This is a genomic window from Streptomyces sp. NPDC033270, from assembly GCF_055576575.1.
Window position 1 is genome coordinate 377696 of the sequence record NZ_JBVIRA010000002.1, and the last position, 24458, is coordinate 402153.

General features: G+C 71.9%; 18 protein-coding genes and 2 riboswitches. Of the genes, 14 read left to right on the forward strand and 4 right to left on the reverse strand.

What is annotated here, in order from left to right; translation table 11 throughout:
* Nucleotides 1-190: 190 nt before the first annotated feature.
* From glyA to gcvT, 3 genes are all read right to left on the reverse strand, one after another.
* A complete protein-coding gene (gene glyA, locus ACZ5XZ_RS05195) occupies nucleotides 191-1450 on the reverse strand; it encodes a serine hydroxymethyltransferase (protein WP_468974739.1) in 1260 nt (419 codons plus the stop codon).
* A 28-nt stretch (nucleotides 1451-1478) separates the two neighbouring features.
* Complete coding sequence (gene gcvH / locus ACZ5XZ_RS05200) at nucleotides 1479-1856, reverse strand: glycine cleavage system protein GcvH (RefSeq protein ID WP_468974740.1); 378 nt, start codon at nucleotides 1854-1856, stop codon at nucleotides 1479-1481.
* A 130-nt stretch (nucleotides 1857-1986) separates the two neighbouring features.
* On the reverse strand, nucleotides 1987-3114 hold the full coding sequence (gcvT, locus tag ACZ5XZ_RS05205; RefSeq protein WP_468974741.1) for a glycine cleavage system aminomethyltransferase GcvT: 1128 nt from the start codon (nucleotides 3112-3114) through the stop codon (nucleotides 1987-1989).
* A gap of 33 nt (nucleotides 3115-3147) precedes the next feature.
* Nucleotides 3148-3266, reverse strand: a riboswitch (glycine riboswitch).
* A riboswitch (glycine riboswitch) is annotated at nucleotides 3267-3362 on the reverse strand.
* 223 nt (nucleotides 3363-3585) lie between these two features.
* Here gcvT and ACZ5XZ_RS05210 point away from each other — a divergent pair.
* The 9 genes from ACZ5XZ_RS05210 to ACZ5XZ_RS05250 all read left to right on the forward strand — a co-directional run bounded on the left by ACZ5XZ_RS05210 (nucleotide 3586) and on the right by ACZ5XZ_RS05250 (nucleotide 14219).
* Nucleotides 3586-4314 carry an AAA family ATPase gene (locus ACZ5XZ_RS05210; RefSeq protein ID WP_468974906.1) on the forward strand — a complete coding sequence of 243 codons (729 nt, stop codon included), beginning with the start codon at nucleotides 3586-3588 and terminating at the stop codon, nucleotides 4312-4314.
* 110 nt (nucleotides 4315-4424) lie between these two features.
* Nucleotides 4425-5222 carry an enhanced serine sensitivity protein SseB gene (locus ACZ5XZ_RS05215; RefSeq protein ID WP_468974742.1) on the forward strand — a complete coding sequence of 266 codons (798 nt, stop codon included), beginning with the start codon at nucleotides 4425-4427 and terminating at the stop codon, nucleotides 5220-5222.
* A 62-nt stretch (nucleotides 5223-5284) separates the two neighbouring features.
* Nucleotides 5285-6085, forward strand: a complete 801-nt coding sequence (locus tag ACZ5XZ_RS05220) for an enhanced serine sensitivity protein SseB C-terminal domain-containing protein (RefSeq protein ID WP_384431887.1) — start codon at nucleotides 5285-5287, stop codon at nucleotides 6083-6085.
* 447 nt (nucleotides 6086-6532) lie between these two features.
* Entirely contained in the window at nucleotides 6533-7531 is a 999-nt protein-coding gene (locus tag ACZ5XZ_RS05225; protein WP_468974743.1) for an ABC transporter permease, read from the forward strand.
* A 93-nt stretch (nucleotides 7532-7624) separates the two neighbouring features.
* Nucleotides 7625-9376 (forward strand): ABC transporter substrate-binding protein, encoded by a 1752-nt coding sequence (locus ACZ5XZ_RS05230; RefSeq protein WP_468974744.1) that lies wholly within the window; start codon nucleotides 7625-7627, stop codon nucleotides 9374-9376.
* Between the two features lie 78 nt (nucleotides 9377-9454).
* Nucleotides 9455-10465, forward strand: a complete 1011-nt coding sequence (locus tag ACZ5XZ_RS05235; protein ID WP_468974745.1) for an ABC transporter permease — start codon at nucleotides 9455-9457, stop codon at nucleotides 10463-10465.
* Nucleotides 10462-11589: an ABC transporter ATP-binding protein gene (locus tag ACZ5XZ_RS05240; protein WP_468974746.1), complete on the forward strand. Its 1128-nt coding sequence runs from the start codon at nucleotides 10462-10464 to the stop codon at nucleotides 11587-11589. Before ACZ5XZ_RS05235 ends, ACZ5XZ_RS05240 begins: the two co-directional genes overlap by 4 nt.
* Nucleotides 11586-12692 (forward strand): ABC transporter ATP-binding protein, encoded by a 1107-nt coding sequence (locus tag ACZ5XZ_RS05245; RefSeq protein ID WP_468974747.1) that lies wholly within the window; start codon nucleotides 11586-11588, stop codon nucleotides 12690-12692. Before ACZ5XZ_RS05240 ends, ACZ5XZ_RS05245 begins: the two co-directional genes overlap by 4 nt.
* A gap of 96 nt (nucleotides 12693-12788) precedes the next feature.
* On the forward strand, nucleotides 12789-14219 hold the full coding sequence (locus ACZ5XZ_RS05250; RefSeq protein WP_468974748.1) for a M1 family metallopeptidase: 1431 nt from the start codon (nucleotides 12789-12791) through the stop codon (nucleotides 14217-14219).
* 15 nt (nucleotides 14220-14234) lie between these two features.
* On the opposite strand, the gene ACZ5XZ_RS05255 is transcribed toward ACZ5XZ_RS05250, so the two are convergent.
* On the reverse strand, nucleotides 14235-14870 hold the full coding sequence (locus ACZ5XZ_RS05255; RefSeq protein WP_468974749.1) for a trimeric intracellular cation channel family protein: 636 nt from the start codon (nucleotides 14868-14870) through the stop codon (nucleotides 14235-14237).
* A gap of 95 nt (nucleotides 14871-14965) precedes the next feature.
* On the opposite strand from ACZ5XZ_RS05255, the gene ACZ5XZ_RS05260 reads away from it, so the two are divergent.
* The 5 genes from ACZ5XZ_RS05260 (at nucleotide 14966) to ACZ5XZ_RS05280 (ending at nucleotide 24060) form a co-directional block, all read left to right on the forward strand.
* Complete coding sequence (locus ACZ5XZ_RS05260) at nucleotides 14966-15814, forward strand: thioesterase family protein (protein ID WP_468974750.1); 849 nt, start codon at nucleotides 14966-14968, stop codon at nucleotides 15812-15814.
* Nucleotides 15815-15952: 138 nt separating this feature from the next.
* The gene (locus tag ACZ5XZ_RS05265) at nucleotides 15953-16387 is read left to right on the forward strand and encodes a CU044_2847 family protein (RefSeq protein ID WP_468974751.1); all 435 of its coding nucleotides are present in this window, start codon (nucleotides 15953-15955) and stop codon (nucleotides 16385-16387) included.
* A gap of 8 nt (nucleotides 16388-16395) precedes the next feature.
* Nucleotides 16396-18570 carry a VMAP-C domain-containing protein gene (locus ACZ5XZ_RS05270; RefSeq protein ID WP_468974752.1) on the forward strand — a complete coding sequence of 725 codons (2175 nt, stop codon included), beginning with the start codon at nucleotides 16396-16398 and terminating at the stop codon, nucleotides 18568-18570.
* Between the two features lie 43 nt (nucleotides 18571-18613).
* Nucleotides 18614-19627 carry an AAA family ATPase gene (locus ACZ5XZ_RS05275; protein WP_468974753.1) on the forward strand — a complete coding sequence of 338 codons (1014 nt, stop codon included), beginning with the start codon at nucleotides 18614-18616 and terminating at the stop codon, nucleotides 19625-19627.
* Complete coding sequence (locus tag ACZ5XZ_RS05280) at nucleotides 19624-24060, forward strand: SAV_2336 N-terminal domain-related protein (RefSeq protein WP_468974754.1); 4437 nt, start codon at nucleotides 19624-19626, stop codon at nucleotides 24058-24060. Before ACZ5XZ_RS05275 ends, ACZ5XZ_RS05280 begins: the two co-directional genes overlap by 4 nt.
* Nucleotides 24061-24458: the final 398 nt, after the last annotated feature.

Consider the following 24458-nt stretch of genomic DNA (forward strand, 5'->3'; position numbering starts at 1 on the left):
CGTCTCCCCCCTCCTCTCTCACCCCTCTCTCCCCCCACCCCCCCCTCTTTTCCCCCTTGCCCGAAAAGAAGAAGAAACAAACAAGCACAGACACACCCCCCCCCCCCCCCCCCCCCCCCCCCCCCCACGGCCCGTTCGGCCTCCGCGCCGCCGGTGACCGGCGGCGCGGAGGATCACCGCATGAGACGCGTCACAGCGACGGGTACAGCGGGTACTTGTCCGCGAGCGCCGTGACCCGGGCCTTGAGGGCCTCGGCGTCGTAGGCGGGCTTGAGTGCCTCGGCGATGATGTCGGCGACCTCGCGGAAGTCCTCGGCCGTGAAGCCGCGGGTGGCCAGGGCCGGGGTGCCGATGCGCAGGCCGGAGGTGACCATCGGCGGGCGGGGGTCGTTGGGGATCGCGTTGCGGTTGACGGTGATACCGACCTCGTGGAGGCGGTCCTCGGCCTGCTGTCCGTCGAGCTCGGAGTCGCGCAGGTCGACCAGGACGAGGTGGACGTCGGTGCCGCCGGACAGGACGGAGACACCGTGCTGCTTGACGTCGTCCTGGACGAGGCGCTCGGCGAGGATCCTGGCGCCTTCGAGGGTGCGCTGCTGGCGCTCCTTGAACTCCTCGGAGGCGGCGACCTTGAAGGAGACCGCCTTCGCCGCGATGACGTGCTCCAGCGGACCGCCCTGCTGACCGGGGAAGACCGCGGAGTTGATCTTCTTGGCGAGCTCCTGGGTGGACAGGATGACGCCGCCGCGGGGGCCGCCGAGGGTCTTGTGGGTGGTGGTGGTCACGACGTGGGCGTGCGGCACCGGGTTGGGGTGCAGGCCCGCGGCCACCAGACCGGCGAAGTGCGCCATGTCGACCATGAGGTACGCGCCGACCTCGTCGGCGATCCGGCGGAAGGCGGCGAAGTCGAGCTGGCGGGGGTAGGCGGACCAGCCGGCCACGATCAGCTTGGGGCGGTGCTCCTTGGCGAGGCGCTCGACCTCCTCCATGTCGACCAGGTTGGTCTTCTCGTCGACGTGGTACGGCACGACGTTGTACAGCTTGCCGCTGAAGTTGATCTTCATGCCGTGGGTGAGGTGGCCGCCGTGGGCGAGGTTGAGGCCCAGGATGGTGTCGCCCGGCTTGATGAGGGCGAACATGGCGGCGGCGTTGGCCTGTGCGCCGGAGTGCGGCTGGACGTTGGCGGCCTCGGCGCCGAAGAGGGCCTTGATGCGGTCGATCGCGATCTGCTCGACCACGTCGACGTGCTCGCAGCCGCCGTAGTAGCGGCGGCCGGGGTAGCCCTCGGCGTACTTGTTGGTGAGGACGGAGCCCTGGGCCTCCATGACGGCGACGGGGGCGAAGTTCTCCGAGGCGATCATTTCGAGGGTGGACTGCTGGCGGTGCAGCTCGGCGTCGACGGCGGCGGCGACGTCGGGGTCGAGCTCGTGCAGGGAGCTGTTGAGAAGCGACATGAGTCTTCCTGGGGAGAGGGGTCCGGGATCAGCCGGCGGCGAAGGCGGTGTACTCGTCGGCCGAGAGCAGGTCCTCGGGCTCGCCGCCGACCTTCACCTTGAACAGCCAACCGCCCTCGAACGGGGCGGAGTTCACCAGCGAGGGGTCGCCGACGACATCCTCGTTGATCTCGACGATCTCGCCGTCCACGGGCGAGTACAGATCGCTGACGGACTTGGTCGACTCCAGCTCACCGCAGGACTCGCCCGCCGTGACCGTCGAGCCGACCGCGGGAAGCTCCACGAAGACCACATCGCCGAGCGCGTTGGCCGCGTGCTCGGTGATACCGACCGTCGAGACGCCCTCCACGGCGTCCGTCAGCCACTCGTGCTCCTTGCTGTAGCGCAGCTGCTGGGGGTTGCTCATGGCTCGATTCTCCTGTACGCGAGGGTGTGATCGTGCATGGGGGCGCCTCCCCGGGCGAAGTCCGGGGGAGCGTCTTGCACAGTGAGACACGCGGGCGCGCGCCACTGCCGGGGATGCCGCGGGCGAACCGCTACTTCTGCCGCTTGTAGAAGGGCAGCGCGGTGACCTCGTACGGCTCATGGCTTCCACGGATGTCCACGCGGACACCCTCGGTGCCCGGTGTGGCGTAGGCCGCGTCGACGTAGGCGATGGCGATCGGCTTGCCGAGGGTGGGGGAGGGGGCCCCGGAGGTGACCTCGCCGATGACCGTGCCGTCGGCCGCGACGACCGGGTATCCGGCGCGCGGAACCCGGCGGCCCTCGGCGATCAGGCCGACCAGCTTGCGCGGCGGGTCGGTCTCGGCGCGCTCGGCGGCCGCCGCCAGCGCGGCGCGGCCCACGAAGTCGCCGTTGTTGGTGGTCTTCTCGAACTTCACGACCCGGCCCAGGCCCGCGTCGAACGGCGTGGTGGCGGTGGTCAGCTCGTGCCCGTACAGCGGCATGCCCGCCTCCAGGCGCAGCGTGTCGCGGCAGGACAGACCGCAGGGCACCAGGCCGGCGTCCTTGCCGGCCGCGGCCAGCGCCTCCCACAGGGCCACCGCGTCCGCCGGCCGCACGAACAGCTCGAAGCCGTCCTCACCGGTGTATCCCGTACGGGCGATCAGCGCGTCGACGCCGGCGACCGTGCCGGGCAGACCGGCGTAGTACTTCAGGCCGTCCAGATCGGCGTCGGTCAGCGCCTTGAGGATCCCCGGTGACTCCGGACCCTGCACCGCGAGCAGTGCGTAGGCGTCCCGGTCGTCGCGGATCGCGGCGTCGAAGCCGCCCGCCCGCGCGGTCAGCGCATCCAGCACCACCTGGGCGTTGGAGGCGTTGGCGACGACCATGTACTCCTGGTCGGCGAGCCGGTAGACGATCAGGTCGTCCAGGATGCCGCCGCCGTCCTCGCAGATCATGGTGTAGCGGGCGCGGCCGGTCTTGACGCCGCCGATGTTGCCGACCAGCGCGTAGTCCAGGAGGTCGGCGGCCTGCGGGCCGGTGACGGTGATCTCACCCATGTGGGAGAGGTCGAAGAGACCGGCGCGGGTGCGGACGGCGACGTGTTCGTCGCGCTCGCTGCCGTAGCGCAGCGGCATGTCCCAGCCGGCGAAGTCGGTCATGGTCGCGCCGAGCGCGCGGTGGGTGGCGTCCAGCGCGGTGCGACGGGGGGCATCTGTCATGGTTCTGGGCTCCCAGGCATGGGTGACAAGACGTTCTCCCCATCTGTCATCGGAACCTGAGAGGTTCACCGGGATCCCGCGAACGGACCCGGTTTGCACCTTGGGTGGAGCCGCCCCATGCAACCGGGCAGTGGCTCGCTTTTCAGATCTGCCTCGCCCGCGCGGTATAGGGGCCTGAGAGATTCAAGGGAGGACTTGCTCCTTCGGCGCCCCGCCGTGGCGGCCGGGGACTCTCCCGCGCGGATTCAAGCGGCCGGTATGGAGTTGGCGGTGCACGGATGAGCTTCAGACGTGCACGTGGCGGCCACATCATTACACGGGAACGCCGGATCGAGGAGCCCCGGTCGCCGCCCCGTCCAGGAGCGGGCCCGCCACGCCGACAGATCGGACAATCGCCTTGATGGGCATTACCTTTTCTTGACACTCTGCGGGTAAGGGACGGACTCGGACCGGAACTGGACGGGGAGGGCGATCACGGTGCAGAGGGAAGCGGCATTCGCGGCCACTTCAGGGGTCGTGCCCCCGGGCGCGCCGGTGGCGGCACCTGCCGCCGCGCCCCCGGCCCGGCGCGCGGCGCGGTCCGCCGTCCGGCCGGGGCGCGGTACGGGGGTGCGGGACCTGCGCGGCCGGAAGCGTGCCCGCGGCACCGCCGAGCTGCGGTTCGCCGCCGGTGACCTGGTGGTGGTCTCCGGGCTGCCGGGCAGCGGCAAGAGCACCCTGATGCACCGGGTGGTGCCGTCGTCGGACGGCCCCGGCCCCGTGGTGCACCGCATCGATTCGCAGGACGTCCGCGAGCGCTGGGGGCGCGGCAGGCTGCGCCGGCTGCCGTACGGGCTGTACCGCCCGCTGGTGCGGGCCGCGCACTATCTCGCGCTGGGCCGTGCGCTGGCGTCGGGGGACAGCGTGGTGGTGCACGACTGCGGAACGCTGGCCTGGGTGCGCCGTTGGGTCGCCCGGTCGGCGGCACGCGGCGGGCGCGGGCTGCATCTGGTGCTGCTCGACGTGCCGCCGGAGGTGGCGCGGTCCGGCCAGGAGGCGCGCGGGCGCGGGGTGTCGGGGTACGCCTTCGCGCGGCACCGCAGGGCGGTGGGCCGGCTGGTCGCCGCGGCGGAGACGGCCGGGCCGCCGAAGGGGTTCAGCTCGGTGGTCCTGCTGGACCGCCGGGCGGCGAGCGCACTGAAGACGCTCGCCTTCCGCTGAGCGGACCGCGGCTTCCGGGCGTGCCCTACCCCGCCCCCGTATGAACCGCCTGCGGGTTTTCTCGTCTAGGGTCGTTGGGCGATGGGCATGGTCCGAACGGGTGGGTACAGATGAGTCTTCCGGAGCAGGGGATACCGCAGCTGGCGTGGCCGGCGAACGAGCTCGAAGAGGTGCTTGCCGCGTCGGTCGGGCATCCGGGCGCCGGCGGCCGGATCGTCGAGGTCCTGCGCCGCAGCCGGGTGTGGGTGCCGCTGCCCAACGGCGGTGGCCCGGAGAGCGCCGGCCCGGGCGCCCGCGGACTGGACCTGCCCACCGTCGAGATCGGCGGGGTGCCCCATGTCCCGGTCTACAGCTCCGAGCAGGAGTTCCTGCGGGTGGTCGGCTCGCACATGTCCTTCACCGTCGCCCCGGCCGGGGAGTTCGCCCGCGGGCTGCCGCCGAGGATCGGGATCGCGGTCAACCCGGACGGCATGGTCGGTGTTCCGCTGCCGCCGCCCGCGGTGGCCGAGCTGTGCCGGCAGGGCCGCCACGGGGCCGAGGGGCTGCCCAGCGGCGGGCGGGTGCGGCTCTTCGAGCCGGACTGGCAGGAGGAGCCGGTGGACTTCCTGGCCGGCGCCGGGCTGGAGTTCTCCGGTGCCGGAATTGTCCTGACTGCCCGGCGTGCCCTGGCTAGTGTCGAGGGCGACACGCCCACACTGTTCGTCGGTGTTCAACTCGCGGTGGACCCTGCCGCGCTGCACGACGGCACCGCCCGCGAGGCGGTCCTCGCGGCCCTGGGACGTGCGCTCGGCGCGGTCCCGGTGCCCTGGCCGGTGCAGTTGGTGATGCTCGATCTCGCCCACGGCGACCCGGTCGCCGACTGGATGCTGGAGCGCGTGCGGCCCTTCTACTCTCGCGACCACTCGTAAGCTGGTTGGATGACGCGCGGGCGCACCCACACGTGCCCTGCCGAGATGAAGGGACGGACCACGTGAGCGCGGGTGCGCATCAGGGGCCGGCGGCGGCCGGAGCGCTGGAGCAGCTGCTCCAGCAGGTCTCGCCCGGCCGTTACGACGCCTATGAGGCGCTGCTGCAGGCGCTCGCCGCGGGCCAGGTCTGGATGCTGCTCTGGCACGGCCGGGCCGGCTCTCCCGACGCGCAGTACGGAAACATGGAGGTCGACGGCCTCGGCTACGCGCCGTGCGTGACCTCCGCGCCCGAACTCGCCGCCTCCGGCTGGAACCGCGACCACGAGGTCGTCAGCGGCCTGGAGATCGCCGGCGCGCTCTTCCCGGACCGCTGGGGCCTGTGGCTGAACCCGCACGCCCCCGGTGGCGGTGTCGGCATCCCGTGGCTGGATCTGCGCCGTATCGCCGGCGGCCTCGACCGGCTGCCGGCCGGCCCGCTGCGGATCTCCGAGCCGGTCATCGACATCCCGCAGTTCTACGCCCTGCTGGCCCAGAACGCCCACCGCACCCCCGCCGTGCGGTCGTTGCGCCGGGCCTGGGTGCAGCCCGCGCTCGGCGCCCCGTATCTGGCGGTCGGGCTGGATCTGTACGACACCGGCCAACAAGCGGTGGATTCGGCCCGGTTGATGATCCAGCAGTCGATCGGTGCGGTTCCGGACGGATTGCCGGTCTCCACGGTCGCGATGAACGACGACTACGACCCGGTCGCGATGTGGATGCGGGCCTGTGCGCGGCCCTTCTTCGACCGTGACGGCTACGTCCAGCCGCAGGGTCAGCCGGCCCCCGCGCCCTCGTACGGCTACGGCTACCCGCGCCCTTACTGATCCGCCCGCCGGCCGCCCGGCCGGGGTCCCTCGGCGATGCCCTCTGGTGACGGAGAGTGTCGTCGAGGTGTCGGTTCCGGGGTGAATTCGCCCCGTATTCCCCACGGTTGAGGTCCTCTCCCGTGGACATTCGCTCCGCTCAGCCCGAACGTGCGTCCGTATAACGGAAAGCCGCGGAGCACATCACAGTTACGCATCCTTTCCCGGTCAGGGCTGGTGACTGATCGCGAAGGGGATGAAGACTCCGGAAACACCGAGGGCTTCGGCCCTTTGTGCGAGCGTCATCGAGCGTCATCCCGTACGGCGTCGCGTGAATCTCCGACTTCCGCTGAGTGAAGTTCCGTGATGCCCGCAGCACTTGCACCGAATTGCACCAGTGATGGAATCAGGCCGCTTTTGCGGCGGGCAGGGGCCGGCCACCGTCGGCCGAGAGGGGTCAAGGGCACCGTGACCGCACCGATCGAGACCACCGGGGCGGCTGCCGAAGCGCAGCCGGAAGCGGTGCTGAAAGGCGTGGAGGGCAAGCGCATCGAAGGGCGCTCGCTCGGCCAGATCGCATGGCTGCGCTTCCGGCGGGACAAGGTCGCGGTGGCGGGCGCCATCGTTGTCATCCTGCTCGTCGTCCTCGCCGCGCTCTCCCGCCCCCTCCAGGCCCTGCTCGGCCTGGACCCCAACACCCCCAACCAGTCGCTGATCGACCCCAACACCACGCTCCCCAAGGGGGACTTCGGCGGGATGAGCGGGGACCACCCGCTCGGCGTGGACCCGAAGTTCGGCCGCGATCTGCTCGCCCGGATCCTGGAGGGCTCCTGGGTGTCGCTGATCGTGGCGTTCGGCGCGACGCTGCTGTCGGTCGCCATCGGCACCGTGCTGGGTGTGGTCGCCGGCTTCTACCGCGGACGGGTGGACGCCTTCATCAGCCGGATGATGGACGTCTTCCTGGCCTTCCCGCTGCTGCTGTTCGCCATCGCGATCTCCGCCTCGCTGCAGGGCGGCGCCTTCGGCCTGGAGGGCCTGCCGCTGCACATCTCGGTGCTGATCTTCGTGATCGGCTTCTTCAACTGGCCGTACATGGGCCGCATCGTGCGCGCGCAGACGCTGTCGCTGCGCGAGCGGGAATTCGTGGACGCCGCCCGCGGCATGGGTGCGCGCGGGCCGTTCATCCTCTTCCGGGAGCTGCTGCCCAACCTGGTGGGTCCGGTCATCGTCTACTCGACGCTGCTGATCCCCTCCAACATCCTCTTCGAGGCGGCCCTGAGCTTCCTGGGCGTCGGCATCCAGCCGCCCCAGGCGTCCTGGGGCGGCATGCTCAACCAGGCCGTCAAGTACTACGAGGTCGACCCCCAGTACATGCTCGTCCCCGGCCTCGCGATCTTCGTCACCGTGCTCGCGTTCAACCTGCTCGGTGACGGCCTGAGGGACGCGCTGGACCCGCGCAGCCGCTGACGGCCCGCCGGGCGCCGGCGCCCACAAATCTCCACCGCCAGTGAAGTTTTGACGTGTGAAGTTTCTCGACGAACGAAGGGGACACGGACCATCATGCGAAGGTCAGTTCCGGTCGCGGCGATAGCGGCCATCACCAGTGCGGGCCTTTTGCTGGCCGGCTGCAGCGGGGGCAAGGGCTCCTCGGACGGCTCGGCCGAGGCGAACGCCGCCACCAAGGGCGTCGTCAACGCCTCGGACGCGAAGGGCGGCACGGTCAACTACGCGATGAGCGACGCCCCCGAGTCGTTCGACCCGGGCAACACGTACTACGCCTTCATCTACAACTTCAGCCGGCTCTACGCGCGCCCGCTGACCACCTTCAAGCCGGGCCCCGGCACGAAGGGCAACGAGCTGGCCCCGGACCTCGCCGAGGAGATGGGCAAGCCCAGCGACGGCGGCCGGACCTGGACGTACAAGATCCGCAAGGGCGTGAAGTACGAGGACGGCTCCGCGGTCACCGCGCAGGACGTCAAGTACGCGGTCGAGCGCTCCAACTTCGCGCGCGACACCCTCTCGCTGGGCCCGAACTACTTCCAGCAGTTCCTCAAGGACAACGAGGGCGGCTACAAGGGGCCCTACAAGGACAAGAGCAAGGAAGGGCTCAAGTCCATCGAGACCCCGGACGACCACACGATCGTCTTCCACCTCAAGAAGCCGTTCGCGGAGTTCGACTACCTGGTCAGCGCCCCGCAGACCGCTCCGGTCCCGAAGGCCAAGGACAAGGGCGCGGACTACACCAAGTCCGTGCTGTCCACCGGCTCGTACAAGTTCGAGAGCTACGAGGAGGGCAAGCAGCTCACCCTCGTGCGCAACCCGCAGTGGTCCGCGAAGAACGACCCGCTGCGCAAGCAGCTGCCCGACAAGATCGTCCTGAAGCTGAAGGTCGCCCAGTCGACCATCGACAAGGACCTCCAGTCCGGCAACACCCTGGTCGACCTGGCCGGCCGCGGTGTGGACGGCCAGACGCAGGCCCAGCTCCTGACGGACTCCAAAGAGAAGGCCAACACCGACAACGCGCTCGGTCAGCGCCTGATCTACACGGCGATCAACACCAAGGCGAAGCCGTTCGACAACCTGGAGTGCCGCAAGGCCGTCGAGTACGCGATCGACAAGAAGGCCGTGCAGACCTCGCTCGGCGGCCCGATCCGCGGTGAGCTGGCCTCCACGGTCCTGCCGACCGACATCGACGGCTACCAGAAGTACGACCTGTACCCGCAGAAGTACAACGGCGACAAGCTGGACCTGACCGAGGCCAAGAAGCACTGGGACAAGTGCGGCGCCGGCAAGACCACCACCACGATCCTGGCCCGCAACGACCGCCAGGACGAGGTCGACGCGGCCACCTCGGTCATCGAGTCGCTGAAGAAGATCGGCGTCACGGCCAAGATTCAGTCGTACCCGACCAGCAAGTACTTCTCGGACTACGCCGGTGTGCCGGAGTTCAACAAGAAGAACAACGTCGGCCTGATCATGATGCAGTGGGGCTCGGACTTCCCGACCGGCTACGGCTACCTGCAGCAGATCCTCAACGGCAAGGCGATCAGCAAGTCCGGTAACACCAACCTGTCCGAGCTGGACGACCCGGAGATCAACAAGCTGCTCGAAACCGCCATCGCCAACACCGACAAGGCGGCTCGCGAGAAGGCGTACGCCGAGATCGACAAGAAGACGATGGAGCAGGCGGCGCTGGTCCCGCTCACCTACTTCAAGGTCCTGATGTACCGCTCGCCCAAGGCCACCAACCTGGTGTCCACCTCGGCCTTCAGCGGTCAGTACGACTACCTCAACATCGGCGTCAAGAAGTAGCAGCCCTGGAAGGCAGGTGAAGGCATTGGTGTCCGCGGGCCGGTTTGGGCCGGCCCGCGACGCCGACGCCGCATCCCCGTGTTCTCGTACATCATCCGCAGGTTGATCAGCGCAGTGATCCTGCTGCTGATCGTCAGCGCGGTCACTTTCGGCATCTTCTTCCTGCTGCCGAAGCTGGCCGGGCAGAGCACCGACCAGCTTGCCCAGCAGTACATCGGAAAGGCCCCCACGCCCGCGGACATCGCCGCGGTCAAGAAGAACCTCGGCCTGGACAAGCCCGTGTACGAGCAGTACTGGGACTTCCTCAAGGGCATCTTCGTCGGCGTCGACTACAAGTTCGGTCCGGAAGCGGCCAAGTGCCATGTGCCGTGCTTCGGCTACTCCTTCAAGACCCACATCGAGGTGTGGCCGGAGATCCAGTCCCGGCTCCCGGTGACCCTCTCGCTGGCCGCCGGCGCGGCCGTGCTGTGGGTCGTCTCCGGTGTCGCCACCGGCGTGCTCTCCGCGCTGCGCCCCGGCTCGATCTTCGACCGGATGGCGATGGGCGTCGCGCTGGCCGGCGTCTCCCTCCCGATGTTCTTCACCGGCGCGCTGGCGCTGGCCCTGTTCACCTACCAGTGGCCGATCTTCGAACGCAGCGACTACGTACCGCTGCTGGAGGACCCGTTCCTGTGGGCCCGGACCCTGGTCCTGCCCTGGGTCACCCTGGCCTTCCTCTACTCCGCGCTCTACGCCCGGCTCACCCGGGCCGGCATGCTGGAGACGCTGAGCGAGGACTACATCCGTACGGCCCGCGCCAAGGGCCTGCGCGAGCGCAAGGTGGTGGTGCGGCACGGTCTGCGGGCCGCGCTCACCCCGATCATCACGGTCTTCGGCATGGACCTGGGCCTGCTGCTCGGTGGTGCGCTCATCACCGAACAGGTCTTCTCGCTCAAGGGCGTCGGCGCCTTCGCGGTCGAGGCGATCAACGCCAACGACCTGCCGAACATCCTCGGCGTCACCCTGCTCGCCGCGTTCTTCATCGTCATATGCAATCTGGTGGTGGACGTTCTGTACGCCGCCGTCGACCCGCGGGTGAGGCTCTCGTGACCGACTCCTCCGAGGACAAGACCGTAGAGAAGTCCCAGAGCGCCGCGGCCGAGCCGGCCGCGGCCGCCACCGAGCCGGGAGAGCGGCCGGCGGCCTTCCTCCAGGTGCGGGACCTCAAGGTCCACTTCCCCACCGACGACGGCCTGGTGAAGTCCGTCGACGGGCTGACCTTCAGCCTGGAGAAGGGCAGGACGCTCGGCATCGTCGGCGAGTCCGGCTCCGGCAAGTCGGTGACCTCGCTCGCCGTGATGGGCCTGCACCGGGCCTCGCGCCAGCAGCGCAGCCGGGTGCGGATGTCCGGCGAGATCTGGCTGGACGGCAAGGAGCTGGTCTCCGCCGACCCCGACGAGGTGCGCCGGCTGCGCGGCCGCGAGATGGCGATGATCTTCCAGGATCCGCTGTCCGCGCTGCACCCCTTCTACTCGGTCGGCAAGCAGATCATGGAGGCCTACCGGGTCCACAACGACGTCGACAAGAAGACCGCGCGCAAGCGGGCGATCGAGATGCTCGACCGGGTCGGCATCCCGCAGCCCGACAAGCGCGTGGACGATCATCCGCACCAGTTCTCCGGCGGTATGCGCCAGCGCGCCATGATCGCGATGGCGCTGGTCAACAACCCCGAGCTGCTGATCGCGGACGAGCCGACCACCGCCCTGGACGTCACCGTCCAGGCGCAGATCCTGGACCTGATCCGCGATCTGCAGAAGGAGTTCGGCTCGGCGGTCATCATCATCACCCACGACCTCGGGGTGGTCGCCGAGCTCGCCGACGATCTGCTGGTGATGTACGGCGGCCGGTGCATCGAGCGCGGCCCGGCCGAGAAGGTCTTCTACGCGCCGCAGCACCCCTACACCTGGGGCCTGCTCGGCTCCATGCCGCGCATCGACCGCGACCAGACCGAGCGGCTGATCCCGGTCAAGGGCTCCCCGCCCAGCCTGATCAACGTCCCGTCCGGCTGTGCCTTCCACCCCCGCTGCCCGTACGCGGATGTGCCCAAGGACAACCTCACCCGTACGGTCCGCCCCGAACTGCGCGAGGCCGGCGGCGGGCACTTCTCCGCCTGCCACATGGCGCCGGAGGAGCGGGAGCGTATCTGGACCGAAGAGATTGCGCCGAAGCTGTGACCGAGACGACTGACGACCAGAACAACAAGATCCCGCTCCAGAAGGGCCCGAAGGCCTCGGCCGCGGCCGAGCAGCGCTCCGCCGACCCCGAGCCGCTGCTGCGGGTCCGCGGTCTGGTGCGGCACTTCCCGATCACCAAGGGCCTGCTCAAGCGACAGGTCGGGGCGGTGCAGGCGGTCGACGGCATCGACTTCGACGTACGGCCGGGCGAGACGCTCGGCGTCGTCGGCGAGTCCGGCTGCGGCAAGTCGACGATGGGCCGGCTGATCACCCGGCTCGACGAGCCGACCGGCGGCTCGATCGAGTTCCAGGGCACGGACATCACCCATCTGTCATCGGGCAGGCTGCGCCCGATGCGCCGCGACGTGCAGATGATCTTCCAGGACCCGTACGGATCGCTGAACCCCCGCCACACCATCGGCGGGATCGTCTCCACCCCCTTCCGCCTCCAGGGCGTCGAGCCCGAGGGCGGCGTGAAGAAGGAGGTGCAGCGGCTGCTGGAGCTGGTGGGCCTGAGCCCGGAGCACTACAACCGCTATCCGCACGAGTTCTCCGGCGGTCAGCGCCAGCGCATCGGCATCGCCCGCGCGCTCGCGCTCAAGCCCAAGCTGGTCGTCGCCGACGAGCCGGTCTCCGCGCTGGACGTGTCGATCCAGGCGCAGGTCGTCAACCTCATGGACGACCTCCAGGAGGAACTGGGCCTGACCTACGTCATCATCGCCCACGACCTCTCGGTCATCCGGCACGTCTCGGACCGGATCGCGGTGATGTACCTCGGCAAGATCGTGGAGCTGGCCGACCGCAAGGCGCTCTACGAGACGCCGATGCACCCGTACACCAAGGCGCTGCTGTCCGCCGTGCCGGTGCCCGACCCCAAGCGGCGCACCCAGCGCGACCGGATCCTGCTCAAGGGCGATGTGCCCTCGCCGATCAACCCGCCCTCCGGCTGCCGGTTCCGTACCCGCTGCTGGAAGGCGACCGAGGTGTGCACCACCACCGAGCCGCCGCTGGTCGCGCTGCGGACGGGGCACCAGGTCGCGTGCCACCACCCGGAGAACGCGGCGGAGCCCGCCGCGGCCGGTAGCGCGTCAAGTGATCAGTAACACCTGACGGCTTGGGAAAATCCCGGGCGAAACCGGCCGGGAGAGTGCAGAGTTGGCGCGATCGTTCCCTCATTCGCGTGTTCGAAAGGACGGCTCATGGCACTCTCCCGTTCCGTGCGTCGCACTCCCCGCCTGCTCGCCCTCGCCATCGCGGTCGCCTCGGCCGCCACCCTCGCCGCCGCGCCCGGGGTGTCGGCCGCCGCGCCGGGTGCCTCGGCCGGTGCGCCCGGCGTCGGCGACCCGTACTTCCCCAAGCTGGGCAACGGCGGCTACGACGCCCTGCACTACGACCTCGGCGTCAGCTACGACCCCGAGAGCGGCCTCCTGGACGGCCGCACCACCCTCAAGGCCAAGGCCACCGAGAGCCTTCGCTCCTTCGATCTCGACCTGCAGAAGCTCACCGTCGACGAGATCAAGGTGAACGGGCGCAAGGCCGCCTTCACCAGATCCGGGGACGAGATCACCGTCACCCCCGCCACCCGCCTGCGCAAGGGCGAACGGTTCACCGTGACGGTGACCTACGGCGGCATACCCAAGCCGCTCAACGGCCCCATCCTGTTCGGCTCCGACTACGGCTGGATGAAGACCAAGGACGGGGTCTTCGTCGCCTGCGAGCCGAACGCCGCCTCGACGTGGTTCCCCTCCAGCGACCACCCCGGCGACAAGGCCACCTACGACATCCGTATCGACGCCCCCAAGGGGCTGACCGGCATCTCCAACGGCCGTCTGGTCTCCTCGCGGGACAAGGGGGACCGCTCGTACTTCCACTGGCGCGAGACCAAGCCCATGGCGACGTACCTGGCCACCGCCACCATCGGGAAGTTCGACGTGCGCACCGGCACCACCCCCGGCGGCATCCCCGTCTACGTCGCCACCGACCCGACCCTGCCCACCGGCAAGGTCGATGTCTACGGCGTCACGGCCGAGGCGACCGACTACTGGTCGAAGGTCTTCGGCCCGTACCCCTTCGAGGAGACCGGCGCCATCGTCGACGACATGCCCGACGCCGCCTTCTCCCTGGAGGTGCAGTCCAAGCCCGTCTACTCGGCGGTCCGCAGCGAGTCGACCATCGTCCACGAGCTGGCCCACCAGTGGTTCGGCGACTCGGTGTCGGTGAAGAACTGGCCCGACATCTGGCTGAACGAGGGCTTCGCCACGTACGCGCAGTGGCTGTGGGAGGAGCACAAGGGCCGCACCAGCGCCCATGACTCCTTCCTGAAGGCCTATGGCTCCCGGCCCGCCGACGACCCCTTCTGGAAGATCAAGGTCGGCGATCCGCAGCGGGACACGATGTTCGACAACGCCGTCTACCAGCGCGGCGCGATGACGCTGCAGATGCTGCGCGAGCGCATCGGCGACAAGGCGTTCTTCGAGCTGCTGCCCACTTGGACGCGTCAGCACCGCTACGGCAACGCGGAGATCTCGCAGTTCATCACGCTGGCCGAGCGGATCTCGGGGCAGCAGCTGGACGATCTGTTCGACAGCTGGCTGTACACGGGCAAGAAGCCGGCGCTGGCCGGCAAGTAGGCGCTGCGGGCCGGGTCAGTCGGTGTGCTTCTGGCCCGGCCTCGGCCGCAGCTGCTGCGGCCGAGGCAGATGCAGCCCCAGGTAGACCGCGCCCATCCGGAGTGCGAAGACCACCCCCGCCGAGACCGCCGCGGCGGGGGTGGCGCCGACGCCGAGGTGGTGCAGCAGCAGGAGGCAGCAGGCGCCCGCCATCGCGGCGATCGCGTACACGTCCTCGCGCAGCAGCAGCGGGGGGAACTCCCCGCACAGCACATCGCGGATGACCTCGCCGGCGACGCCGGTCAGCACGGCCAGGATGATCACGGCGAGCGGGGTGGCGCCCGCCTCGATGGCGGCGCGGGCGCCGATCACCGTGACGACGGAGAGTCCGATCGCATCGACGACCAGCAGCGATTTGCGCGGCAGGGTCCAGAAGCGCAGATAGACCATGGTGCCGACGCCGACACAGATGATCACCGTCAGCAGTACCCAGTCGTGCGTCCAGTACAGCGGCTGCCGGTTGAGGATGAGGTCGCGCAGCGTCCCGCCGGAGATGGACGCGGCGAAGGCGAGCACCAGGCCGCCGAAGGGGTCCATGTTGGCGCGGTAGGCGGCCAGCACACCACTCGCCGCGAAGGCCGCGACGCCGACCAGGTAGAGCACGTGAAGCATGGCGTCATCATCGCAGGGCCGGCCGGACCGCTTCCGTGCGCGGTCGTCAAAACTGACACTACCGGTCGGTAACTATCCGGTGTAGCGTGCAACCCATGGCTCTGGTGACGCTTGGCAACAGTGAGTTCGACCGCGACACGGCGGTCGCCCGCCGCGCCCCGGGCGTCTATGACGCCCACCTCTCCGCCGGCTGGACGATCATCCAGGCGGTCAACGGCGGCTACCTCCTCGCCCTCATGGGCCGCGCCCTGGGCGACGCCCTCCCGCACCCCGACCCGCTCTCGGTCACCGCGCACTACCTGACCGCCTCCGTCCCGGGCCCCGCCGTCATCCGCACCGAGGTGGTCCGCACCGGCCGCACGATGTCGACCGGCACCGCCACCCTCGTGCAGTTCGCCGACGACGGCAGCGAGGTCGAGCGGCTGCGGGTGCTGGCCTCCTACGGCGATCTCGGAACGCTGCCCGACGACGTCCGCACGACCGCCAAGCCGCCCGCCATTCCGCCCTACGAGCACTGCCTGGGCACCGACAGTGCCCCGGGCGGACGCCCCGCCATCCCGGGGAGCACCGCGATCGCCGACCGGCTCGCCATCCGCCTGGACCCGGCGACCGCCGGCTGGGCCGTCGGCGCCCCCTCCGGCAGGGGCGAGATGCGCGCCTGGTTCGGCCTCGCCGACGGCCGCGACCCCGACCCGCTCTCCCTCCTGCTGACCGTCGACGCGCTGCCGCCCACCGCCTTCGACCTGGGCATCTCCGGCTGGGTCCCCACCGTCGAACTGACCACCCACGTCCGGCGGCGCCCGGCCCCCGGCCCGCTGCGGGTCGCCATCACCACCCGCAACATGGCGGGCGGCTTCCTGGAGGAGGACGCGGAGGTCTGGGACAGCGAGGACCGACTGGTGGCGCAGTCGCGCCAGTTGGCCAGGGTCCTGCTCGCGGAGTAGGCACGACGCGCCTGCCCGCGATGTACCGTGCCGACCCCTATGGAACCCCCTTTTCGCAGGTGGCCCCCGGTGCCGAAGGGTGGAGTGTGACGCAAAAGTGCGCGCGGTGGCCCTGCGCCCCATGTCAGACTGATCGCCATGGGGGACGTGGCACTGAAGTTGGATGACGGGACCGTCGTGTGGCTGCGGGCCGAAGAGCCGGCCGCCAAGAGCCCTTCGGACGCGGGCCGGTCCGTGCACCCCGCCGACGACGACGGCGAGCTGGAGCTGCCCGACGCGTTCGGCTCCGCCCAGCCGGTCAGCGTGGACAGCAGGATGGGCCGCGCGCTGACCCGTGGCGGGGAGGTCCTGGAGGAGGCCCTGCGTCCGCTCGGCGGCGTCCTCGGCCAGATCCACCGCTCGATCGCCAGTGGCGAACACCGCCCGGACGAGGTCACGGTGGAGTTCGGCGTCACCCTCGGATCCGATCTGCGCCTGGGCGTGTTCTCCGGCAACGGCGAGGCGAGCTTCACGGTCTCCGCCACCTGGAACCTCGGCCGGGACCCGGGCGAACCGGGCGGGGCGACACCGTGATCGCGGGCGTGGGTCCGGACACCCCGCTCCAGCTGTCCTTCGCCTCCGTACGTCACGGCGAGCAGGCCGTCGGCGCGGGCGTACTGGTCGCCGAGCAACTCGTCCTGACCTGCGCCCATGTCGTCAACAGCGCGCTGGGCAGGGAGCGTTTCACCCAGGACCTCCCCGACCGGAGCGAGACGGTCACGCTCAGGCTGCCGCATGTCGCGGCCGGCACGGACCTGTCGGCCCGGGTCGTACCGGAGATGTGGGTGCCGCCGAGGGCCAGGGCGGCCGGCAACGACCCCGTCCGGCCCGGGCGGTTGCCCTACCACGGCGACCTCGCCGTACTGGAGCTGACGGGCGCCCCGCCCCCGGGCGCCGAGCCGGCACCGTTCCTGCAGCACAACTACGCGGGCGAGACCATCGCGTTATGGGCCAGCGGCAATCCGCTGCCCACGGTCCGCGCGGTGCCCCGGGTCTCGGCGCCGCCGTGGATCGCGCTGGACGTGCTCGGCGGCGCCCAGGTCACCGAGGGGTTCAGCGGCGGGCCGCTGTGGGACCGTGAGCGGCAGGCCGTCGTCGGCCTTGTCGCGGCCGTGCACCGTGCCCCGGAGTCCGCCGCCCCCGGGTCGCCGCCGGCGACGATGTACGCCATCAGCGTCCCCGCCATCGAGGCCGAACTCCCCGAATTGCCGCCCTCGGCGGTGCCCACCGCCCGCCGCGGCGTCCAGCAGCTGCTCACCGCCCTGGAGCGGGTCCTCAAGGGCCGCGAGGCGGTGCTGGCCTGCGAGCAGCGGCTCGCCGCCCGACTCGGCAGGCCCTCCGCGGGCCCGGCGGCCGACCTCGAACGCCTCGTCGGCCTCGCCGTGGGCGTCCGCCGCGGCATCCCCGAACTCCTCGACCTGGTACGGGACTACGAACCCCCCGCCCTCGCCGCCCCGTACGACCCCCATGCCCGTCCCGGCCTCTACGGCGCCCGCGAGGACTGGGAACGGCTGCGCCGCGCCGCCCATACGGTCCGCCCCGGCGAGTACCTGACCACCCGCCAGCGCCGCGACCTCTCCGGCCTGCTGGCCCACTGCACGCGCACGGACCCCCGAGCCCTGCTGGAACGGGTACTCCCGCACGCCCCGGAACTCCCCGCCGTCGCGGGCCTCGCCGACACCATGGACGCGCTGGAGGGCTTCAGCTCCACGACCGGCGCGCCGGTGCCGCCGCTGCTGCAGGCGGTGGTGCGGATCAGCGTCGAGGAACGCGCGGCCGGCGAGGTCTATCCGGCCGAGGACCTGGACGCCTGGGTCGAGCGGGTGGCCGCCCGCTCGGGGGTGGACGAGGCGGCGGTCAGCCAGTTCCGCGCCGACGTCGAGGCCACCCGGTCACCGGTGCGCACCCCCGATGCCGCTCCCTCGCCCCCCGGCGCACGCCCCATTGCCGCCCCGCCGCGCGTCCAGGTGGAGCTGCTGCCCACCGCCACGGGACGCCGTTTCACGTACCAGATCTGGACCTTCGCCGACGGCCAGGCGCACCGCCTCGCGCTGGTCCGGGACGCGGAGGCGGGCAGCGAGCAGGTCGTCGACGACATCCGCCGGGTACTGCGCACCGAGGTCAGGGAGGACCCCGAGACCGCCCTGGTGGAGTACTTCCTGCCGTCCGCCTGGCTCGGCCTCGACGTCGACTCCTGGGAGTCGCCCGACAGCGACGAGGACGGGCCGTTCGCGCCGGGCATCACCCGCCGGGTGGTGGTGCGCACCACCGAGCGCTCCCGGGAGAGCTACGCGGGCTGGAAACAGCGCACCGCGGCCCTGCCGCACGCCAAGCGCCTGGTCCTCGACCACCGGCACACCGACCGCAAAGTGGCCCGCGCCCAGCTGGAGGTGCACCGCGACGCCGGGACGGTGATCGTGTGCTGCGAACCCCACCACCACGGCACGCTGCTGCGCCAGTGCGTCCAGGCGGGTGTGCACACCGTGCTGTGGCATCGTGCCGAACACGGCGAGCACATCGCCCAGGACCTGCTGGCCCTGGTCGACGGCACGGACCACACCGAGGTCCCCGAAGCGGTGCGCCTGGAGCGGGCCAAGGCCGTGGCCGAGCCCGAGAGCGCCGCCCTGCACGGCCGGCGGCTGTCCCTGCTGTACGACGCCCCGGACCACCGTCCCCCGCAACTCGCCCCCGACGCCTGGGTGTTGACGCAACCATGAACGCCTGTGCGTGGACGCACGCCATGAACGAGGAGAACGCGCGGTGACCGGACAGAGCGCAGCTGGCGCCCCCGACGGCCTGGTGCCGGAGCCGGAGGACTGGTGGGTCTTCCGCGGCCCCTCCCAGCTGCCCGCCCCGCCACCGTGGCGTCGCTTTCCGGCCACCCGGGGCACGGCGGCCCAGGCGCCCTACCTCCTGGAGCGCAACGAGATCTCCGTCGTCAACGCCGCCCTGCATCTGCACCGCCCGCTGCTGGTCACCGGCCGGCCCGGCGCCGGCAAGAGCTCGCTGGCCCGCGCCGTCGCCGACGAGCTGGGCCTCGGCGACGTACTGCGCTGGTCGGTCAACAGCCGCTCCACGCTCCAGGACGCCCTCTACCGCTACGACGCCGTGGGCCGGCTGCGCGAGGCCTCGCTGCGCCGCGAGCGCGAGGCGCCCCGCGGCTCCGGCCGCCGCCCCAGGGCCCGGCACGCCACCGCGGCCGGCGACATCGGCCAGTACCTGCGCCTGGGCCCGCTGGGCAGCGCACTGGCCGCCGACCGTCCCCGGGTGCTGCTCGTCGACGAGCTCGACAAGGCCGACATCGACCTGCCCAACGACCTGCTCGTCGTCCTGGAGGAGGGCGAGTTCGAGATCCCGGAGCTGGCCCGGCTGCCCGAGCACCAGCAGGAGGTGCAGGTCCTGCTGAGCGGAAGCCGCGAGCGGGTCACGGTCCACCGCGGAGTGGTGCGCTGCGGCCACTTCCCGATCGTCATCATGACCAGCAACGGCGAACGCGACTTCCCGCCCGCGTTCATGCGCCGCTGCGTACGCCTGGACCTGCCGGAGCCGACCGGCGACCGGCTGCGGAAGATCATCGAGCACAATCTGGGCGAGGAGGCGGTGGCCGCCGCCGAGGACCTCATCGAGGTCTTCCACCAGCGCGCCAAGACCCAGACCCTGGCCACCGACCAGCTGCTGGCCGCCGTCCATCTGCGGATCAGCGGCGCCGACCTCACCAAGGAGGAGCTCCTCGCCGCCGTCCTGCACCGCCTCGACGAGCCCATGTCGCCATGATCGACCCCTTGCGACAGGCGATGTCGGCCGCCGGCTACGACCTGGGGGCCACCGAACTCCTCGATGTGCTGTGGCTGGCACGGGTGATGGAGAGCGGAGCGGCGCCCCGTCCGGCGGAGGAGCCGGGGGCGCCGGGGGAGGCGGCGACGCCGGGCGAGGGGGAGCGCGCCGAGCCGGCACACCCCGGTGAGGCCGCCGCCCAGCCCGTCGCCCCTGAGGAGCGCGCCGGGACCGCCACCCACCCGGAGCACGCCGACCCGCTCCACCCCGCCGACCCCGCTCACCCCGACGATCCCGCCGCGCCCGCCGACGCCCCCGAGCCCGCCGGGCCTTCGGCCCCCGCCGGCCCGCCCCGCCGCGCCCTGTACGCCATGGGGAGCCAGGGCGGCTCCCAGGGCGCGGACCGCGCGCGCCCCGCCCGGGTCCCCGGCCAGCGCGCCCTGCCCGACGCCCAGCAACTGGGCCGGGCACTGCGCCCGCTGCGCCGCTTCCGGGACCACCCGCACCGCACCGTCACCGACATCGAGGCCACCGTCCGCCTCGCCGCCGAGACCGGCTTCCTGGATGTCGTCGCCCGGCCGGAACAGGAGCGGCGCTGGTCGGCGGTGCTGCTGGTGGACTGCTCGCCGTCCATGCAGGTATGGGGCTCGCTCGCCACCGAACTGCGTGCGCTGCTCGCCCGGAGTACCGCCTTCCGCTCCGTCCAGGTCCACCCGGTCGACCCCCGGGACCCCGGCGGCCCCCTGCCGCGCCGGCAGGCCGCGGGCGCGTCGGTGACCTTCCTGCTCACCGACGGGACGAACCCCGGATGGCGCGGCCCGCGGGCCGTCCGCGCCCTGGCCGCATGGAGCCGCGGCGGCCCGGTGGCCGTCCTCAACCCGCTGCCCCGCCGGCTGTGGCGCGGCACCGCCCTGGACGCCCGGCCCCGACTCCTCACCGCGCCGGGCGAGTTCGAGCCCGTAGGGCGGCTGACCGTCTGCGACGCGCTGAGCGGCGAGCCCGACCCGGAAGCCGAGGGCTTCCTCGCGCTGCCCGTCCTGCATCCGACCGCCTCCGCGCTGGAGCAGTGGGCCGGGCTGCTCACCCGCCCCGGGGTGCCGCATCTGATCGAAACGGCGCTGCTCGCCGAGGCGCCCTCGCCGGCCGCACCGCTCGAACCGCACGGCACCGCCGAGGAGTTGCTCGCCCGCTTCCGCGGCGCGTTCTCCCCCGAGGCCTACCGCCTCGCCGTCCGCCTCTCCGCGGTCCGCCCGCTGACCACCCCGCTGATGCAACTGGTCCGCGCCGCCACGATGCGCGACGCGGGCCCCACCCATGTCGCGGAGATCCTGCTCGGCGGCCTGCTGGAGCGCACCGACGAGGTGCGGGAGACCGCCGCCGCGCAGACCCTGGACCGCGCCCTGGGCGCCCCACCGGGCCAACTCGTCCAGCCCGTCTACGACTTCCGCCCCGGAGTGCGGGAGCTGCTGTTCAGCGGGCTCGGCACCGAACAGGCCGTGGAGGTCGTCGAGGCGGTCGGCCGGTCCCTGGAGCCGTATCTGGGGCGGCTGCCGGACTTCCCGGTCCTGATGGGCGACGAGGACGGCGAGCTGCGGCTGCAGGCGTCGGCCCGGGCCTTCGCCGTACTCGCCAGTCCGGTACTGGAGCGGATGGGCGGGGCGGTGCCGGAGCACCCGGCGGTCACCGCGGAGCTACCGCCGCCCCGGCCGCGCCGCCCGGTGGCCGGCCCGCCGCTGCGCTTCGGGGTGCTCGGCCCGGTGCGGGCCTGGCGGGGCGAGACGGAGGTCTCCCTGGCCGGCCCGGAGGTCCGGGCGCTGCTGGCCTGCCTGCTGCTCCGGCCGGGCCACGCGGCCACGGCGGACGAACTGGTCGGCGACATCTGGGGCGCCGCGCCGCCACGGGAGGCCCGTGAGCTGCTGGACGTCTACGCCACCCGGCTGGGCCGGCAGCTCGACTGGGACCTCGTGGCCGGCGACGCGGACGAGGGATACGGGCTGCGCCGCCCCGACGGCCGGGCAGCCGTCCTCGACCTCGATCTGCATCTGGCCGAGCGGCTGGTGGCCCACGCCCGCGAGGCCACGGATCCGGCCGAGGCGCGCCGCCTGTGCGATGCCGCACTGGCCCTGTGGGAGGGCGAGCCGCTCGCCGGCCTCCCGGAACCCTTCGCCCAGGCGCCCCGCGAGCGCCTGGCACGCTGGCGCGCCGACCTCCTGGCCGGGCGCTACCACCCCCTGGCCGAGGACGGCCCCGCCGCCCTGCCGCCCGTCCCCGAGCACTTCTTCGGCCGTACGCAGGAGATCGCCGAGCTGGCGGCGGCGCTGCGGCGCCCCGACGCCGACAAGCCCTGCTGGGCCGTCCACGGCCCGCCCGGTGCGGGCAAGACGGCGCTGGCGCTGCGGGTCGCGCACGAGGTCGCCGGGCACTTCCCCGACGGGCCGCTCTTCATCGACATGGGGGAGGCCGGCCCGGAGCGCTGGGCGCACTGCCGCGCGCTGCTGGCCCAGCGACGGGTGCTGCTCGTCCTGGACGACGTCTGCGACGACGACGAGGCGCTCGCCGCCCTCCTGCGGGAGCCGTCCCCTTGGGCCGGCGCCGTCCTGATCACCGGCCGGCACCGCCCGCGGCTCGACGGGCTCACCGGCGACCTCGCGCTGGCCGGGCTGCCGGCGACCGAGGCCCACGCCGCGCTGCCCGAGCATCTGCTGCTCCAGTGGCTCGACGCCCAGCTCAGCCCGCCCGCGCGGCGCGCCCTGGTGCTGCTGGCCGTACCGTCCGGCGACGGGCTGACGCTGCCGGCCGTCGCCGCGCTGCTGGCCACGACACCGGAGCGGACCCGGGCGCAGCTGTCCGAGCTGACGGCGATCGGCGCGCTGGAGAAGACCTCCGGCGGCCGCTACCGTCACGTCGGCCGGCTCCGGGCCTTCGCCGAGGGGATCGCCCACCGCGAGCTGCCCAGAGAGCAGCGCGACAAGGCGCTGTCCCGGCTGCTGGACCTGTATCTGGCCCTCGGCCGCCGGCTGCACGAGGCCCGGTATCCGGGCGAGCGGTGGCTGAGCCGCCTCACCCGCGCCGCCTCGCCGTCCCTCCCGAAGGCGCGGGACGCCGCCGGGGAGCTGGCCGCCTGGGCCGACGAGACGCCGCACCTCCTCGCGCTCGTCCGCCAGGTGGCGACGATCGCCCCGGCCCTCCTGCGGCCCGCCGCCGACCTTCTCCTGCTGGCGCAGGTGACGGCGGACTGCGGGGCGCGCTCCGCCGCGTTCGAGACGGCCGGGCGGACGGTGGCCGCGCGGGCGGCCGCCACGGGCGACGGGCAGGCGGAGGCCCGGGCGCGGGCCGCGCTCGCCGAGGCCTACCTCGTCCTGGGCAAGGTCGCCGAGGCCGAGCCCCAGGCGCGGCGCGCGGAAAGCCTGGCGGACCGCTCCGGCGATGCCCTCACCCGCGCCCGTGCCCCGTACCTCCGCGGTGTCATCGCCCTCCACCAGGGGCGGCACGACGAAGCGGGGCGGTATCTCACCACGGCCTGTGTGCAGTGCCGCGACCGCAAGGACGAGGCGGGCGAGGCCGTCGCGCTCGCCGCCCTGGCGCGGCTGTGGGCCGCGGTGGGCAACAGCCAGGACGCGCTGCTGTTCGCCGAGCGCAGCGTGGAGATCCACCGCCGCGGCGGCGACGGCTCCCCACGCCTGGCACACGGCCTGTACGCGCTGTCCGAGGCGCTGTCGTCGGCCGGCCGGCACACCGAGGCGCTGCGCACGCTGTTCCAGGCGCTGCCACTCTTCGAGGAGGACCACCAGCGCATCTGGGCGGGCCGCACCCGCTGCCGGATGGCCGAGGAGACGGCCGCGCTGATCCGGCCCAACGAGGCGGCAGCCGCAGGTCAGGACGCCGCGAAGCGGCTGCTGGTGCCCGGCGGCGAGCGGTGGCGGGCCGATGCGCTGACCGCGCTGGGGCATGCCGAGACCGCCCTCGGCCGCAAACAGGGCGCCCAGGCGCACTGGCGCGACGCGCTCGGCGTCTACGAGGCCTTCGGCGCCCCGGAGGCCGACGGCGTACGAGCGCTGCTACGGGACAAGCCGGCTCCGTCGGCGGGCGGCACGCGCAGACCCGGGGCGTCGCGCACCACGGACCTCGCGACCCTCGGCACGGTCCTGCGCGACCTGACGGCGGCCGTCGGCGTCCTTGGCGACCGGCTACGGGCCAAGGCCGCCGCCCAGGGCCCGATCCTTGCCACCCTCGCGTCCCTGGAGTCCGAACTCACCCGCCACACGGACGAGTTCGTGCGTACGGGCCGCCCCCCGCGGGTCGACTTCGCCCGCCTGCGCACGTCCCTGGCGGAGGCGGCCTCCCCCGAGGCCCTGTCGGAGTCGACCCGCGACCCCGACACCCTCGAAGCGGCCCACACCGTCCACACGCTCAGCGGCCGCCTCCCCGCATAGGCCACGGCCGCCGGCGCGGCCCCGCCCGCCGCCGACTTCCAGAAGTACAGATTCAGCCACCGGGGCCGCGCGCTCTCCTCCCAGCCGGAGGCCGCAGCCCCGCTCCACCCCTCGCACTGTGTCGCCTTTTGTGCGCAATAGTCGATTCTGCGCCTCGGTATGACCGCAAAACCCCATCGCTAACGGGTGCGGGGTATCAGTTGTGGATCACTGTTCGCTGAACGGGTTGCTCGCACCGGATATCGATTCGGTCACACCGGCTGGCGATTCACCTGGGAGTTTACGGTTTGTCGCATTTGCTCTGTGACGGGCGTCACGCTGGCTGGAATTCGACCGTGGTAAATCTTCACGACCACCTGCCGGGCGTCACCCATGTCCGCGTAGGGGGCGCTTGAGTC